Here is a 16,401-nt window from a genome sequence, read left to right as displayed (position 1 = left end):
TTTTTAAAGAAGTAGTAAAGTAAAATTAAAATTCATTCGTCTCTATAAAAAACAAGAAGTAGTAAAATTTAAAATTTTGAAAAAATGAAAAATTCAGTATTAAAAGGTGCTCTTGGAGCATTAGCTGTAGTAGGCGTAGCATTAGCAGTCAAAAAAATGGCAGAAAGAAAAAGATTTATCAGAGGTATTTTTGATGAATACGGAATCAAAGAAAGATCACCTTTCGGGCTTGCAGATAAAATCAGAGAAATGAATAATGAGCAGTATGAGGAATTAAAAGGAAAATTCAAAAAAGAATTTAAATCCAGATGCCACAGAAGACATGAAGCAGCGAAAGCTTAATCATCATTACTCAATTGAAATTGTTTAATTACGGCGCGGGAAGCAAAGCTTCCCGCGCCGTAATTTTTTAATGAAATTTTGAATATACGGATTGGCAAAGCAGGAGATTTCGTCTCTGCAGATTGGACGATACAAAAGTCTTTTATTTTCCTTCATCTTTAAACCAACCTGAGCTTTGAGACTTGTCCAGAGTATCTTGAAAGTGAGGATAAAGAAATAATCTCTTAGTTTACAATGACAAAAATCGTATATGTTTAAGGGCATTTAGAAAAATAAATTCTTACTTTTGTAGGGTTCTACATGAAAGATTACTACTATTTTCTCGGTATTTCTCAGGATGCTTCAGAAGAAGACATCAAAAAGGCTTATAGAAAATTATCATTAAAATATCATCCGGATAAGAATGAAAATGATGATTTTTTTGCAGACCGGTTCCGTGAAATTCAGGAAGCCTACGAAACGCTCAGCGATTCTTCAAGAAGACGGGCCTATGATCAGAATTTGGAGAGTCATCAGAAGAGTTTCAGGTATAATGTTCCACCGGCGATTAAAACGTTTACCTCTAATAAAATTCATGCTAAAAAAGGAGAAGAGATCATTATCAACTGGCAGACAAGTAATGCTGATGTGGTAAAGGTTCTTCCGTTTGGACTGGAAAAGGCTTATGGTGAAAGGACGTTTAAGATTACGGAATTTAAAGATGGTAAATTCCAGCTTTTGCTGCACGCAACCAATTCATTATTACACAAAACGGTGGTGCAGGGAATTACGATTACGGAAGTGTTTGAAAGTAACACGGAGAAATTTAGAAGTGGCGCCGAAGATCTGTTTAAGAGTCAGCCACGGACAGCCGTGAATCCTAAGGGACAGCCGAAAGTTATTCAGATTATTGCGGCGGTTATACTTTTGGTTTTAGCCGGTTATTTTCTGATAAAAAGTTTTAGCTAGATTAAGCCATTTTTTTCCTTCCCGGACACTTTTTACATCTTTTTCCTTTTTTGAATTTCTTGCAACAGGATTTTTTTTCGCAATACATATCTTCATTATTAAAAGAATATACAGGGCTTAAGGGCGGTACTTTAAAAGGGGTAATCATATTCATGTTGCAAATATATTAATTTAGAATAAATATAATTAATAAATTTTCATAAAAATTTTATCACTGAAAATCAGTTTGTTGAAATCTTTATGATTACCCCTTTTTAACAGTGTTTTTTAAAAAGATAGAGAAGATGAAAGCTGGATCCGGAATATATTTGCTTTTTGCCGGCCAAAGTTTTTCAGCATTCCGTAAGTTCCTTCGATACCCATTCTTAGTTTCTTACGCGGTTGAAAGGCCAGGTTAATTCCTGAGTTCTGAAAATTATGGATCATCGTATCCGGAACAAAATCCTTTCTTCCCAATTGAGAGAAGCTGTAATAAATGACCGAGCTCAGTTTTGGATTCCACCAATGTTCATAGATGCCTACAATATTGAATAAATTCAAAGCCACCAGCCTGTTGTTGGCCATATCAGGGATCGCATCATATTTTTCACCGTTTAAAACTACATTATAGCTGGAATATCCTTTTCCGTATGAAGACTGGAATCTGAAATTACTTAATGTCCCACTATAAAGCCGGGCAGAAACCATTCCGCTGTATCCGAGAATTGTATTGGCATCCGTGTGCTTTTGTTCATCATTTTTTATTTCATAGCTTATGGGTGAAACCATTGTTCCCAGCTTACAGTAGTCTCTTGTATTGCCATATCTGTATACAGCTGTGAAGATGGGAAGGATAGATTTCTTCTTCCAGTTCGGAGCGTTATTAGGAAGAAATATGCTCGCCGCATTAGGATCTTCCAGAGAAAGGGAAAGACTTTCTTTTTTCGATAAAGGTGTTGAATAGCGGATCTGAACCGTTCTGATGAACATGGTTCCGTTAGGCCCTACAAAATCAAAAATATTGGGGAAAATATCAAAATCACTGAAATTACTCCAGGTTTGTCCGATCAATAATTTCTTCCATTTGATATAGCCCTGGCGAAACCTTGGGGCAGTAGTTCCGTTAGGACCCAGGAAATCGATTTCTGTGTAAGCCGACAGATCCGAATTTCCATTTTCATCCATCTGTTTTATTCCAAAGCCTATTTGCGATTGTTTAATGCTGAAGTTACTGTTTACCGAATTGTTTTGGGGTATTGCTATAGAAGGAGCTATGAATCCGTCTTTAAATCCCATTTCCTGAAAATCGAGCATGGCATCGGTTTGAATAAAGCCTTTTACGTAGGCAGACCATGTATCACCCGAATTTTCAGGAGATGACCCTCCTGACTGCCGGGTTATTATTTTTACCTGGCCTTTTACGTTGAATAGGGATATAAAGATAAATGAGACCATCAGCCTTTTGTGTTTTTTTTTCGTCATTGTGTTGTGTTTTTGATTTTTTAATTGTGTAGTTTATGTATTCATAGGAGCTGAATGATATTGATTGGTGTAGGGCTTACCTTCTTATCGGACTTGTATTTCTAAATTTTCGGATGAAACTACAAAATTATTTTCTGTGGGTATTTGTTGAAAATTTTAGTCCTTGTAAAAATGAAAAGTATAAATATTCTATGAAAAGGAGTTTTACCCATTAAGTATTCCGTATTTTATTAGAATTATGAAATAAAAATTAGAAAAAATGGCGTGAAATTTTTCTTGTATTTTTTGTATTCGTGCCCTTGTTTTTTTAAACACACGTTTATGGAATAATAGTAATTATCAATATCTGTCAGTAATTTTTGACTATTGTAGAATCCCTTAAAAAATTGTAATTTTACCCATCTTTTTTACAAACAAAATCTAATAAAAAAAATGAATACAGAACAGTTTGTGAGCCGTCACATTTCTATTAATGAAGCCGATAAGCAGGCGATGTTAGAAAGAGTCGGCGTTTCAAGTATCGAAGAGTTAATTTCTCAAACCATCCCTTCTTCTATCCGTTTAGAAAAAGACCTTGATATTTCCGAACCGCTTTCAGAATATCAGATGCTTATTCATTCAAAAGAATTGGCCTCAAAAAATACTGATTATACAAGTTATATCGGTTTTGGATATCACAATACGCTTTTACCATCGGCTATTCAAAGAAATATTTTTGAAAACCCAAGCTGGTATACAGCTTACACACCTTACCAGGCGGAAATCGCTCAGGGGAGATTGGAAGCTCTTTTGAATTTCCAGACTGTTGTCTGTGATCTTACAGGTTTTGCTTTGGCAAATGCTTCATTGCTGGATGAATCTACTGCTGCTGCAGAAGCAATGCATATGTTCTTTAATAACAGAACAAAGGACCAGAAAAAAGTCGATGCAAATAAGTTTTTTGTTTCTGATCTTGTTTTGCCTCAAACGGTTTCCGTTTTAAAGACAAAGGCAGAAGGACTTGGTATAGAAATCGTAGAAGGTGACCATAAAACCCACCAGTTAGATGGATCCTATTATGGAGTTCTATTGCAATATCCTGGTAAGAACGGGATTGTTCTGGATTATACAGAGGACATTGTAGAATACAAGAAATTAGACCTTCAGGTTGCTGTGGCTTGTGATCCAATGGCTTTGGTTAAGTTGAAATCACCGGCTTCAATGGGAGCTGACTGTGCCGTAGGGACTACTCAGAGATTTGGTATTCCATTAGGCTACGGAGGACCTCACGCAGCATTCTTCTCTTGTAGAGAAGATTATAAAAGAGATATTCCGGGAAGAATCATCGGAGTTTCTCAGGATATGTATGGAAAGCGTGCCTTAAGAATGGCTTTACAGACGAGAGAACAACATATTAAAAGAGAAAGAGCAACTTCCAATATCTGTACAGCTCAGGTACTTTTAGCAGTAATGGCTGGAATGTATGCCGTATATCATGGTCCTAAAGGATTGAATTATATCGCTGACCAGATTCATTTTAAAGCCAATGCTCTGAAAGGAGGTTTAAAAGCTTTAGGATATCAGACTGTTGAGGAGCCTATCTTTGATACGGTAAAAATTGAGATGAGTGAAGATGAAAAAGGAAGATTGTCAAGAATGATGCTTGATCATAAGCTTAATCTGAACTATTTCACAGAAGGAGTTGTAAGTATTGCTATTAATGAAAGTACAACATTGGAAAAACTAAATGTTCTGATGGCTTCTTTCGCGCAATTCAAAGATAAGCAGACGTTCAAACTTGAAATAAAAGAAGGATACAGTATTCCTGAAGAGAATTTGAGAAAAGATGAGATTCTTACGGAAGAAGTATTCAATAAATATCATACAGAAACAGAGTTGATGCGTTACATCAAACGTCTGGAAAGAAAAGATTTATCATTAACGCATTCAATGATTTCACTGGGTTCTTGTACAATGAAACTGAATGCTGCAACTGAAATGCTTCCGCTTTCGTGGGATAACTGGGGAAGTATCCACCCGTTTGTACCGGTAGATCAGGCAGGAGGGTATCAGGAAATGATCCGTGAATTAGAAAAAGATCTGGCTAAAATTACCGGTTTTGCAGGAACTTCACTTCAGCCAAATTCTGGTGCGCAGGGAGAATATGCAGGATTGATGGTCATCAGAGAATATCATATTTCCAGAGGAGAAGGTCATAGAAATGTAGTATTGATCCCTCAGTCTGCACATGGAACAAATCCGGCCTCTGCGGCAATGGCGGGAATGAAGATCGTAGTGGTTAAAAACCTTGAAAGCGGGGAGATTGATTTCGACGATTTAAAAGCTAAAACAGAACAGCATTCTGAAAACCTGTCATGTGTAATGATTACATATCCGTCTACATACGGATTCTTTGATGCCAACATTATTGAAATTACCAATCTTATCCACCAGCATGGCGGACAAGTATATATGGATGGTGCCAATATGAACGCTCAGGTAGGATATACAAGTCCTGGAAACATTGGAGCGGATGTATGTCACTTGAATCTTCACAAAACTTTTGCTATTCCACATGGAGGTGGAGGACCTGGAGTAGGACCAATCTGTGTTGCAAAACATTTGGTGCCGTTCCTGCCTACCAATGCCAACATTAAAGTGGGAACTAAAGAAGCTATTGAAGGAATCTCTGCAGCTCCTTACGGTTCAGGATTGATCCTTAATATTTCTTATGCATACATTAAGATGCTTGGAGCTTCAGGATTGAAAAAAGCTACTGAGCATGCTATTCTGAATGCCAACTATCTGAAAGAGATTTTAGCAGAGCATTTCCCAATTTTATATTCAAACAAAAATGGAAAAGTAGCTCACGAATGTATCGTAGATTTCCGTCAGTTTAAAACTTTGGGAATTGAGGTGGCTGATGTAGCTAAAAGATTAATGGATTATGGTTTCCATGCTCCTACCGTATCTTTCCCTGTTGCAGGAACATTGATGATTGAGCCTACTGAATCTGAAAGTAAATCTGAAATTGACCGTTTTGCAGAAGCTTTAATTGCTATCAAAAAAGAAATTGATGAGATTGCCAACGGAGAAGCTGATCCGGCAAATAACGTATTGAAAAACGCTCCGCACACAGAACAGCTTGTTATCTCTGATTCATGGGATAAACCATATAGCAGAGAGAAAGCAGCTTATCCTCTTGACTGGGTAAGAGATCATAAGTTCTTTGCTTCTGTTTCAAGAGTGGATGAAGCTTATGGAGATAGAAACCTGGTTTGTACTTGTGAGCCTATTGAAGCTTATATGTAACAGAAAAGTTCTAAACAATAAATATAAAACCCACTCATCTTTTGAGTGGGTTTTTGTTTACATTTTCTAATGTTTCCTTCTTGTTGATGTATACGCTATCAGAAGCGCTATCGCCATAATGCTAAATGTGATAATTGAGGTTATTTCAATTGCATTTTGGCTTTCATTACCGTGGTAACTATTATTACCTTTTTCACAGGAAAATAGGAATAATGCTGCTATTAATAAGCAAATAGAGGGTAGTTTTTTTATCATGTGTATATATGTTTGGTTATTAGTGGATTATCATCAATAAATATGCCGAATGTATGTGAATTATTATAGAGTTATATGTTTTGAATAATATATAATTCAAAACTATAGCTGTACAGTGGTTTTACAGATATCAAAAAAATAGCGGCGATAAAAAACTGATATGATGAGTTTTTACATTTTGGCGGATTCTGTCCGGGCTTCCAGCTTTTTAATAAGGTTTCCTTTAACAATAGTAAATGCATAATCTTTAGCTTCGGCAAAGGAAATGTTGTATTGGCGCTTAATATCCTTAATATCCTCTGGAAACCGTGCTAAGAGGCTGTCATAAAACTGATCTAAAAATTCTTTGGAAGGCATTTCGTAATTGATTTTCAATTGGAAACGTCGCAATAATGCGGTGTCAATAATTTCCGGATGGTTGGTTGCACAAAGCAATAAAGAATTTTCCGGGTAATAATCAATAAGCTGGAGTAGGGTATTAACAAGTCTTCTCATTTCCCCTACATCCTTATCATCACTACCTCTGGCTTTTCCGATCTGATCAAGTTCATCCAGAAAAAGAACCGATCTTTCGCGCCCTGCTTTATCAAAGATCATTTTTATGTTCTGCGAAGTTTCTCCTATCCTGGAGGATACAATGTTACTGAGATTGAGCACAATGATATTTTTACCCAATGCATTAGCAATAGCTTTTGCTGTCATTGTCTTTCCGCACCCTGAACTTCCCTGCAGTAAAATTTTATTATTAACAGGAAGTCCATATTCCTGGAGTTCTTTGATGTATGTATGTTCTTTAATCAGCTGTACAAACTGTTCCCTATTGGAGGTTTCAAGAAATACATCATTAAGGATAACTTCTTCTTTGTCTTGAATAATAAGGTTGTACAGATTCATGCCTTTGAATAATTTAAAGATGGGTTTTACCAGAATATACTGAAGTGCAAAGATAAATATTTCAAAGTGTATTAAGCGTGATCTGAAACAGATAAAATTTCCCGAATTCTTTCCATATGGTCAGTTTCTGAGAAGTCAATGAAAAATTTTTCCTGCCAGCTTTTTGTTTTTGCAGCCTGTTTGTTGACCGGGATGTCCCAGTTCGGATATATTCTGAATCCGCGTTTTCCTTCTTTGGCGGAGGATGTTATTATATGTTGTCTTGCAAGAATTTGTTTTGGAAAAAAGAAAAAACCGGCCTTGTCTTGGAGTTCTGTGTAAATCATGTAAAAATCAAAAGGATCGGAAATGGTAAAAGGTCCGGTTTGTTGGGTCTGTTGATTTCTTTTCCACAGCGTAACAAACTGGCCTCTTTTTATCGGAGTTATCTTAGCCTTTCTGAATTTGATATGATATTGATTAAGTCGGAAGTTATACCCTAGGTATTCTTCGCTTTCTAAATCGGGGTGTAAATGTGAAATTGTTAGATTCAGTTGAGTGAAAACTGATTTCTCTATAAAGGTAAGTTCTTGAATCATTGGGTTTATGTTTGGGGCTCTTTTACTCTTACTGAGTAAAAGAGCGGCGATCTGACAGAATCAGATGGCAAACATAAACAATACAATTAATAAATAGTGTAAAACTGAATGCAGTATAACTCTTTTATTAATTTCTTTCTCTTCTAACTGTTGTAAAATAAGAAGCGAATACTACTATACATGTTGCGATAAAAGCGTAGGTTACCATTTTTGTTTTTTTAAAATTTTAATTATACTTTCTTTGCTAATTTTCTAATTGCAATATTACAGCTTTCAAATGACATGCCAAATAGAATAATTGTGATGTTTATCAGGTATTTAGGTGTTAGCTTGGTGTTGTTTTTGTGATTATTTGTTTACATTAATTTAATATATTTTTGAAAAAATATGTGTATTATTATTATGTTATTCGTAAAAATTATTAATTTGATAAAAGATTTCCGTTCTGTATTTAAAGATTGATAAAAGGAATGCAGTGCATATTATCGGAAAATCGAAAAAGAGATAAGCCACTTTAAAGTGATAAATTAAAAATTAAATATTAATAAAATTTATTTTTCAAACTGTATAGAAAATAGATCATTACGAAGATTTAATAATGGACAAAAATTGAACTGAATTAAGACTGTCACTTTTGCTATTTTTGTGACTAAAAGATTTTTTAATGGGACGCAGTTATCTCTTTCTTATCCTTGCCATTGTTTTTGAAATTATTGCCACAACGTTTTTAAAGAAATCCGAGGAGTTTTCGAAGCTTATACCCTCCATTGTTACTATTGCAGGGTATTCGGCGGCTTTTTATTTTCTGAGTCTTACACTTCGTCATGTCCCGATAGGAATTACGTATGCGATCTGGTCAGGTGTTGGAATTATATGCATTACCATCATTGGAATGGTAGCATTTAAGCAAGTTCCTGATTTGCCTGCTATTATTGGTATTGCCTTGATCGTAATAGGAGTAATTGTGATTAACCTTTTTTCTAAAATGGGGACACACTAGCAGAATGGGTTACTGTTAAGTCATAGGTATTTCAATAAACCATTTACATAGGGTTATGTAATTTCGCTTTTGCAGATTATAAAGTTTCTTTTATTGCAATGATTTGGGTAGTGAAAGAAAGACTAAGAAGAAAAGAATTAATTTTTACTGATCAGCCTTTACCTGTTCGATAAGTTCCAGCCTTCTGATAATACTCTCTCTAGGTAATATAGTTCCAGGAGATAATACGGCATTCGCTCCGATCCGTGAATCATCACCTACGAGAGAGCCCAACTTATAAGTCTGGGTTCTGATGATCTCATTATTAAAAAGAACCGAAATCTCTTTATCTTTTCTTTCATTATAATGATTTGCACAAATGGAACCTGCTTCAAAATTAATCCGGTTTCCGATAATGCTGTTTCCTATATAATTAAAATGAGCAATGGCAGTATCATTATATATGATGCTTTGTTTGATTTCACATCCGGGACCGATTTTGGAATTTTTTCCTACAAAAACAGGACCTCTGAGATATGCATTGGCTCCAACAAAAGAGTTTTCTCCGATGATGATCCTGTCTTTGAAAATAACATTTTGCTCTATTGTAGCCGTTTTGTGGATAGCAATATTACCCGAAATTTCATATTCATCAGTCAGTTGATTGAATTTTTCTGCCAGAAGATCATCCAGATGGTTGATAACTTCCCAGGGAAAAAGATGTGTGTTGCCGGTGAAATCAAAAAACTCACCAATAAAATCGTTGATATTAATCATAGGAAACTCTTGTATTTAACCGTTATTGGCGGATCACAAAATTAAAATTTATGTTTGTGATTTTAAAATATTTCCAATGAAATGATCACTAATTTTTTGTGAAATAGAATGCCGTTAATAATTAAATGATAAATTCCATCAAAGTATGGATGACAAGAAGCAATGTTACCTGATTTTGTTTAATGATATCCTGGGTTGTTTGTTTTAGCTTCCAGTGTTCTGCTTTTTTTTCATACAGGAAGAATTTTCCCAGCTTATATTTGAATTGTAGATAACCTCTGAACTCAATTCCCGGAAATAATCTATAGGAGATATTTGAATTTTCTTTCAAACTCTGGCTGATTGCTTCGCTATAAACCGTTGGACCAGTAGTAGCATGGATATTGTGGGGATATCGGTGGGTTTCGATATTGTCCAGCATAAGGTCCAGAGTCTTTTTTAGGAAAGGGTGATTTTTATTGAATATTAGTGCCCATTGAACAAACAAGCCATCATGTCTTTCTCTGCTTATTACAGCATCATCATCATCTTTAATGAGATCCCTTAAAGGTCTTGTGATGGCACTGTCTACATCAAGATAGATTCCTCCTTTTTTATATAAAACAGCATATCTGAAAAAATCAGCTTTTGCCGCGCCAATGGTTAGCTTATTGTAATTTTCAATATACTGGGGAGGAAATTCCTCCGTGATGAATTTTTGGATATCGTTATCATCATAGAAATGATATTGGTATTCCGGATTTTTTCTCTTCATTCGCCAAATGTGCCACTGAGTAATTAAAGGTAATTTTTTAGACTTGAATGTTTGAAAAATCTGTTTTGGAATGGACATAATTAAATAATTAACAAGTTTTGATAATACACAATAGTTCACCTGGCCACCATTATTTTGGCGGCAATTCAATATTTAATGTGAAAAAATTTGCTGTGTTGGGAGTTGGATAATGATTTACCAACTAAGTTAAATGAGATGCACTAAAATTTTAATTTTATTTTAGGACTTCGCAAATGGGAAAGGCTTTTATTTGAAGACAGAATGTCGGTTTTGTTGTAGTTTCGAAATTAAAGTTTTGGGGTTAATACAGTTTTTGATCTTTTTCGCAATAGAAGCTACGCCTCTTACCAAGACCGGTTTGCTTTTTTATAAGTTTACGTCCACACTTCGGACAGGTGCTTTTGGTGTGAACCAGCCAGTGCTTTTTCAGCACGAATTCCTTTTTCCATTGTAAAAATTCGAAACTGTAATTCCGGGCTTCATGAATAAGTTCTTTACGTTTTCTGGGAGGAAGATTTCCGATAAGGCTTTCAGGCTGAACTCCGATTCTGAAAAGAACTTCGTTTTTGATAATATTCCCGACTCCTGAAAAAATATCCTGATTCATCAAAGCATCACAAACCATCATTTGTGGATTCGCTTTCAGTTTCTTTTCTGCTTTTTTAGGATCCCATTGGTCACTCATAACATCGGCTTCCCAATCTATGGTGGACAGGAATTCTGAATCCACCATTTTTACAGAACAGGTATAAAAATACATGCTTCCCGTTTTGAAGGCTAACGCTAAACGTAAGCTTTTGTCCGGCTTTGTTTGTTCGTTAATTTCATAAGAACCGAACATCAACAAATGAATACGCACACTTACTGTATCAAAAACAAGATAGGTTTGCTTTCCGAAAGTTCTTATTTCAAGAAGAGTTTTTCCTACAAGTGGCTCTTTTTCAAATTGAGCATTTCCCCAGGCTTTGGTAACTTTTTTTCCTGTAAATCCCTGGAGATTCTCTTTCATAATGAGTATAGACGGACCTTCTGGCATAGCTTTAATTTTCTATAAAAATTCAAATAGTATTCCGTAAAAGTAAAATTTGAAGTAATTTTGAAAAATGATGAATTTAAATCAGATTTTCACCAATCAACGTACGGGAAATAATCCACATACTATAGCGTCCAGAACAGATTTTCAGAGGGATTTTGATAGAATTATCTTTTCGGCAGCCTTTAGGAGATTACAAAATAAAACACAGGTATTTCCACTTCCGGGAAGTGTCTTTGTTCATAACCGTCTCACCCACTCATTAGAAGTTTCATCAGTTGGAAGAAGTTTGGGGAGTATCATAGGAGAGTTTATTTCTGAAAGTTTCAGTCATGATCTTTCAGAAGAGTCTAAGAATTTTTATCTGCACAATTTAGGTAATGTAATAGCAGCAGCATGTTTATGTCATGATGTGGGAAATCCGGCATTCGGACATTCCGGAGAAGATGCTATTGCCAGCTACTTTGAAAGAAATGAAAAAGATCTGAAACCAAAATTTTCTGAAAAAGAATGGGCGGATCTGGTGAATTTTGAGGGAAATGCCAATGCGATCAGGGTTTTGGCTCATCAGCAGCAAGGCAAGGATGAAGGAGGAGTTCAGCTTACTCTAACTACCCTGGCAAGTATTGCCAAGTACCCTTGTGAGGCAATTGCAAGACAAAAAGGAATCATCCATCGGAAAAAATTCGGTTTTTTCCAGAATGAAAAGGAAACTTTTTTGGAAATCGCAGAAAAAACAAACCTGATCTGCGAAAGCAACGAGCCGCATATTTTTAAAAGACACCCTTTTGTATGGCTTGTGGAAGCTGCAGATGATATTTGCTATAACATTATTGATATGGAGGATGCCCATCGTCTGGGGATTGTCTCTACCTCGGATTGTGAAAACCTATTCTTTGAACTGATTAAATCTGAGAATCAGGATGTCAGAAGAGTAGAACAGAAGTTGGCTTCTATTTCGAATGACAATGAAAGGATCTCTTATCTGCGGGCAAAAGTTATTAATGCCCTGATCAATAAATCAATTGAAACCTATAAAGAGAACTTTGAAGATATTCTCCGTGGGAACCTGGATAAAGCATTGCTGGATATTTATAAATCCAATAACAAAACATTGCAGGATATCGAAAGCTTCTCGATCGAAAAGATATACAACCATAAAGCTGTTGTAGAAATTGAAAACGCAGGGTATAATGTTATGTACGAATTGTTGGATCATTTCATTCCTTCCGTTTTAAAATCAAAAGAAGAAAGAAAATCATATGATAAAATGGCTTTAAAACTTCTTCCTAACCAGTTTTTATATGATAGTGGAACAGAATACCAGAAGGTATTGGGAGTGATCGATTTTGTTTCGGGAATGACCGATAATTATGCCACTGATCTCTACCGAAAGATCAAAGGAATCGACATCGGCATGACCATGTAATTATAATTGATTTTTTTGTTAAAAAAATATAACAAAACCGTATCTTATACGACCTATCAATTAAAATTATTAAACTATGACATATTTAGGCATTATTGTTTTTATAGGGCTTGTAACCCTCTTTGCTTCTTTTTTTACGGTAAAACAGGAAACTGCAGCTATTGTAGAACGTTTAGGAAAATTCCATTCTGTGCGCCATGCGGGTTTGCAGCTTAAAATACCATATTTAGACAGGATTTCTAAAAGAATGAATCTTAGAATTCAGCAACTGGACGTTATGATAGATACCAAGACTTTGGATAATGTTTTCGTGAAAATGAAAATTTCCGTTCAGTTTCAGGTGATCAGGACACAGGTTGCCGACGCATTTTACCGTTTGGAAAGTCCTCACGACCAGATCACCTCATACGTTTTTGATGTGGTACGCGCTGAGGTTCCGAAGTTAAAGCTGGATGATGTTTTCTTAAAGAAAGATGATATTGCAATTGCTGTAAAAGCAGAGCTCCAGGAAGCAATGCAAAGCTACGGATATGATATTATCAAAGCTCTTGTAACGGATATTGATCCGGATGAACAGGTAAAACATGCTATGAACAGGATCAACGCGGCTGAAAGAGAAAAAACAGCTGCCGAATACGAGTCCGAAGCACAAAGAATAAGGATTGTAGCTGTTGCAAAAGCAGAAGCAGAATCAAAAAAATTACAGGGTCAGGGGATTGCTGATCAAAGGAGAGAAATAGCAAAAGGTCTTGAGGAATCTGTAAGAATGCTGAACAATGTGGATATTAATTCCCATGAAGCATCTGCTCTGATTGTAGTGACGCAGCATTATGATACACTCCATTCTGTGGGGGCTAGCAGCAGAAGTAATCTTGTATTGTTACCTAATTCTCCTACAGCAGCGAGTGGAATGCTGAATGATCTTGTTGTTGCTATGACTACAGCTAATACAGTGGGAGAGGCAACCAAGGGAAAATACCCGCAACCTCCAAAAGATCATGAACATTAGAATATAAGTCAACTATACAAAAATGCCTCCCTTTAAGGAGGCATTTTTTATTTTTTAGTTTTGGAAACTTGTTGGATCAGTGTGTATTTTATAGAAGATCCGTCTGCAGGAGGGTTCTCTATTTTTTCAGTCTTTACCTTCAAAACATATTCGTAACCCGGTTCATAGGTAAATCCTTCAATATTGCTATAAAAATTCGTCCAGCTTTCTGAAGCATTTTCTTTTACCTGAAGACATTTCATAGGTGCCACTCCCGTACAATCAGCAGTCTGGGGCCCAACAATAAAAGTCTTTTCATTTCCGTTGGAAACTTTTGCAGAAGTTGTACATTGTGTTAATACAGCCAAAGCTAATACAGGAAGCGCTCCTCTTACAATCGTCATCATATTTTTCATAAATCTAAATTTTAAAACTTACTGGCAATTATTGTGCCGAAAGAATGTATGCAACAGTCGTAGTTCTACTCTTGCTTTTTATGTATTTATTATTTAATTTCCGCTCTGTTAATTATTTTAACCAAAATATTTTAAATAGCAAATAATAATATGGATAATCAAATTCACATTGAAAATTACAAAATTCAAAAACCTGAGTCGTGGGCGGGAAGTGTAGACGATCAACAGCTTATTGAAAAGATAAGAGAATCGGATTTCTCTAATAAACAAATTAATGAAGGGCGGGATTATTGCTATTTTCTGGACAAGATCTATTACACGAGCAATTCGGAAAGCAATGAGTATGTATGCATGGCTTACACCCTTAATGAACCTTCCAATCTGGAGAGGGCTTCAGTAATGGATGTAGTGGTCGAAGAAAATGAAGTTTACCATATTCATAGAATCAGTGTATTACGAGAAGGCGTTTTGATCGATAAAATACCAGATACAAAAATTAAGGTTCTGGATAGTGAAAATCAAAGCAGCGGAGGTATCTTAAGCAGTAATAAGAAGATTAATATTACAATAAAAGATCTGAGGCTTTATGATATTCTGATCCTTGAAGATTCCAGGGTAAAGGCTTTTACAGATCGGGATTTTTTAAGGAAGGAATTTTCTAAATACGTATGGGTGAGCCCTGATAATTATTGGGCTTACGGAAGTTATCAGTTCACTTTTGTTAATGAACGTGAAGAGCCGGTTGCCTATAAAAAAGTATTTTTCAGAGATGAGCAGGGAAATGTTTTAAAACCTGAAACTCATCATCTGAAGAAAGGGGAGCGTTTTGTGATCCAGGAAGAAAATTACATCAATCCTGTAGATGCCAGCCGTGAGATTTTTCCTTTCATTGATTTTGCAACAGAAAGCAACTGGAAAGATCTTTCCAATTATATTGCTCCTATATATGAAGATATCTATAATAAGTCCTCATTAAAAGATTTTGCTCCAAAACTTGTCGAAAAACTGGATGCAATTAGCAATCAGGACGAGAAACTCCAGTTTGCCATTGAATACGTTCAGAATAATATCTATTATATATTCAATGCTGATGAAATGAATGGTCACAAGCCTCAGGAACCGTCAGTAACTTACGAGAATAAACAAGGGGACTGTAAGGCGAAATGTGTTTTGCTGAAAGTTGTTTTGGATTATATTGGAGTCGATTCATCCGTTGTTTTGGTTAATTATCATACGGATTATTATATCAAATATTATTTGCCTTCGTTGCTTTCATTCAATCATGTGGTTGTGAAAATCAATTATAAAGGAGAGGAATATTTCATAGATGCTACAATCCGTGATGAGTTCGGGATGATTGAAAACAGGGGCTTTATTTATTTTATGCACTATCTGGAAGTGAAGCGAGATCAGGAATTACAGCAGAGAAAACCATTCCGCTATCCATACTATTGTATAGATGAAAAAGTAGAGTTCAATGCAGAAAATAAGACCGGGAAATTAAAACTAACAACGGTATACAAAGGCAACAGGGCTAACGCTATGAGAAGGTATTTTAAAAATACCAATAAAAGAGAGGTGATAGACAGCTGGAATAATTTCCTGTTTTACAGCCTGAATTATTCCAATGACAGAAACGGAATGGATGTAAGGAACATTTTTAAGGACGCTTCAATAGAAATTATAAGTGATGACAAAAAGCTGAACGAATTCAAGATCGAATATCAGGCAACTGTTGAAAATCCTTATTATGTAGATCCGCAAAACAACCGGTTTTTAATGTATTTTGACCGGAATGTAATCAAAGCCAGTGCCAGGGATTTCCTCCATAAAGATTTGCCTTTCTGGCACAATTTTGATACGGAAAAATATGAGATCAATCTGTATACGGATCAGAAAATAGATACGGAGGAAAAATATACGGTTCAGGAAAGTACAATCAATAACCCTTATTTTGAATATACAAGCCGTAAGAAGATCACCAAAAACGGAGCAACTGTTTTCATCGACTATAAACCTTTGGTCAATCTTGAAATCCCGCAAGAAGAATTTGAAACATTCAGGGCTGCACATCATACAGTTGCTGATAGCAATTTCGGACTTGGAATTGATATTATCGAACCGGGACTGATGAACCAGCTGAAGTTTAGTTTTAAAAAGAGGTTTAAGTAGAGAGAGGTAATGGTTGAAAACTAAAAGTTTGAATCAGCCCGGGTTTTGCTAAGCAAAACCCGG

General features: G+C 35.7%; 14 protein-coding genes. 7 read left to right on the top strand and 7 right to left on the bottom strand.

From position 1 onward, the window contains the following. The first annotated feature begins 84 nt into the window (after nucleotides 1-84). Together AC0INN_RS08335 and AC0INN_RS08330 are read left to right on the top strand one after the other, a co-directional pair. Nucleotides 85-342, top strand: a complete 258-nt coding sequence (locus AC0INN_RS08335) for a hypothetical protein (RefSeq protein ID WP_172278806.1) — start codon at nucleotides 85-87, stop codon at nucleotides 340-342. A gap of 300 nt (nucleotides 343-642) precedes the next feature. Beyond that, nucleotides 643-1,290, top strand: a complete 648-nt coding sequence (locus AC0INN_RS08330) for a J domain-containing protein (protein WP_273648306.1) — start codon at nucleotides 643-645, stop codon at nucleotides 1,288-1,290. Nucleotides 1,291-1,557: 267 nt separating this feature from the next. On the opposite strand, the gene AC0INN_RS08325 is transcribed toward AC0INN_RS08330, so the two are convergent. Continuing rightward, nucleotides 1,558-2,751 carry a DcaP family trimeric outer membrane transporter gene (locus AC0INN_RS08325; protein WP_306612680.1) on the bottom strand — a complete coding sequence of 398 codons (1,194 nt, stop codon included), beginning with the start codon at nucleotides 2,749-2,751 and terminating at the stop codon, nucleotides 1,558-1,560. Between the two features lie 432 nt (nucleotides 2,752-3,183). Here AC0INN_RS08325 and gcvP point away from each other — a divergent pair, with 432 nt between their 5' ends. Continuing rightward, nucleotides 3,184-6,042 (top strand): aminomethyl-transferring glycine dehydrogenase, encoded by a 2,859-nt coding sequence (gcvP, locus tag AC0INN_RS08320; protein WP_172278800.1) that lies wholly within the window; start codon nucleotides 3,184-3,186, stop codon nucleotides 6,040-6,042. 426 nt (nucleotides 6,043-6,468) lie between these two features. On the opposite strand, the gene AC0INN_RS08315 is transcribed toward gcvP, so the two are convergent. Further along, nucleotides 6,469-7,191 (bottom strand): AAA family ATPase, encoded by a 723-nt coding sequence (locus AC0INN_RS08315; protein ID WP_273648304.1) that lies wholly within the window; start codon nucleotides 7,189-7,191, stop codon nucleotides 6,469-6,471. Nucleotides 7,192-7,262: 71 nt separating this feature from the next. Continuing rightward, the gene (locus AC0INN_RS08310; protein WP_273648303.1) at nucleotides 7,263-7,769 is read right to left on the bottom strand and encodes a MepB family protein; all 507 of its coding nucleotides are present in this window, start codon (nucleotides 7,767-7,769) and stop codon (nucleotides 7,263-7,265) included. 664 nt (nucleotides 7,770-8,433) lie between these two features. Between AC0INN_RS08310 and AC0INN_RS08305 the strand changes: the two genes are divergently transcribed. Next, nucleotides 8,434-8,769 (top strand): DMT family transporter, encoded by a 336-nt coding sequence (locus tag AC0INN_RS08305; protein ID WP_273648302.1) that lies wholly within the window; start codon nucleotides 8,434-8,436, stop codon nucleotides 8,767-8,769. A gap of 144 nt (nucleotides 8,770-8,913) precedes the next feature. On the opposite strand, the gene AC0INN_RS08300 is transcribed toward AC0INN_RS08305, so the two are convergent. The 3 genes from AC0INN_RS08300 to AC0INN_RS08290 all read right to left on the bottom strand — a co-directional run bounded on the left by AC0INN_RS08300 (nucleotide 8,914) and on the right by AC0INN_RS08290 (nucleotide 11,336). Then, nucleotides 8,914-9,525 (bottom strand): DapH/DapD/GlmU-related protein, encoded by a 612-nt coding sequence (locus tag AC0INN_RS08300; RefSeq protein ID WP_273648301.1) that lies wholly within the window; start codon nucleotides 9,523-9,525, stop codon nucleotides 8,914-8,916. Between the two features lie 121 nt (nucleotides 9,526-9,646). Continuing rightward, entirely contained in the window at nucleotides 9,647-10,357 is a 711-nt protein-coding gene (locus tag AC0INN_RS08295; protein WP_172278790.1) for a glycosyltransferase family 32 protein, read from the bottom strand. Nucleotides 10,358-10,601: 244 nt separating this feature from the next. Continuing rightward, nucleotides 10,602-11,336 carry a DNA-formamidopyrimidine glycosylase family protein gene (locus AC0INN_RS08290; RefSeq protein WP_273648300.1) on the bottom strand — a complete coding sequence of 245 codons (735 nt, stop codon included), beginning with the start codon at nucleotides 11,334-11,336 and terminating at the stop codon, nucleotides 10,602-10,604. Nucleotides 11,337-11,406: 70 nt separating this feature from the next. On the opposite strand from AC0INN_RS08290, the gene AC0INN_RS08285 reads away from it, so the two are divergent. Next, nucleotides 11,407-12,762, top strand: a complete 1,356-nt coding sequence (locus tag AC0INN_RS08285) for a deoxyguanosinetriphosphate triphosphohydrolase (protein ID WP_172279687.1) — start codon at nucleotides 11,407-11,409, stop codon at nucleotides 12,760-12,762. A gap of 76 nt (nucleotides 12,763-12,838) precedes the next feature. Further along, entirely contained in the window at nucleotides 12,839-13,771 is a 933-nt protein-coding gene (locus AC0INN_RS08280) for an SPFH domain-containing protein (RefSeq protein WP_172278786.1), read from the top strand. A gap of 47 nt (nucleotides 13,772-13,818) precedes the next feature. On the opposite strand, the gene AC0INN_RS08275 is transcribed toward AC0INN_RS08280, so the two are convergent. Further along, entirely contained in the window at nucleotides 13,819-14,166 is a 348-nt protein-coding gene (locus AC0INN_RS08275) for a DUF4377 domain-containing protein (RefSeq protein ID WP_172278784.1), read from the bottom strand. Between the two features lie 150 nt (nucleotides 14,167-14,316). Between AC0INN_RS08275 and AC0INN_RS08270 the strand changes: the two genes are divergently transcribed. After that, a complete protein-coding gene (locus AC0INN_RS08270) occupies nucleotides 14,317-16,338 on the top strand; it encodes a DUF3857 domain-containing protein (protein ID WP_273648299.1) in 2,022 nt (673 codons plus the stop codon). Nucleotides 16,339-16,401: the final 63 nt, after the last annotated feature.

Source organism: Chryseobacterium subflavum (genome assembly GCF_055762745.1).
This window is presented reverse-complemented; position numbering and strand designations above follow the sequence as displayed.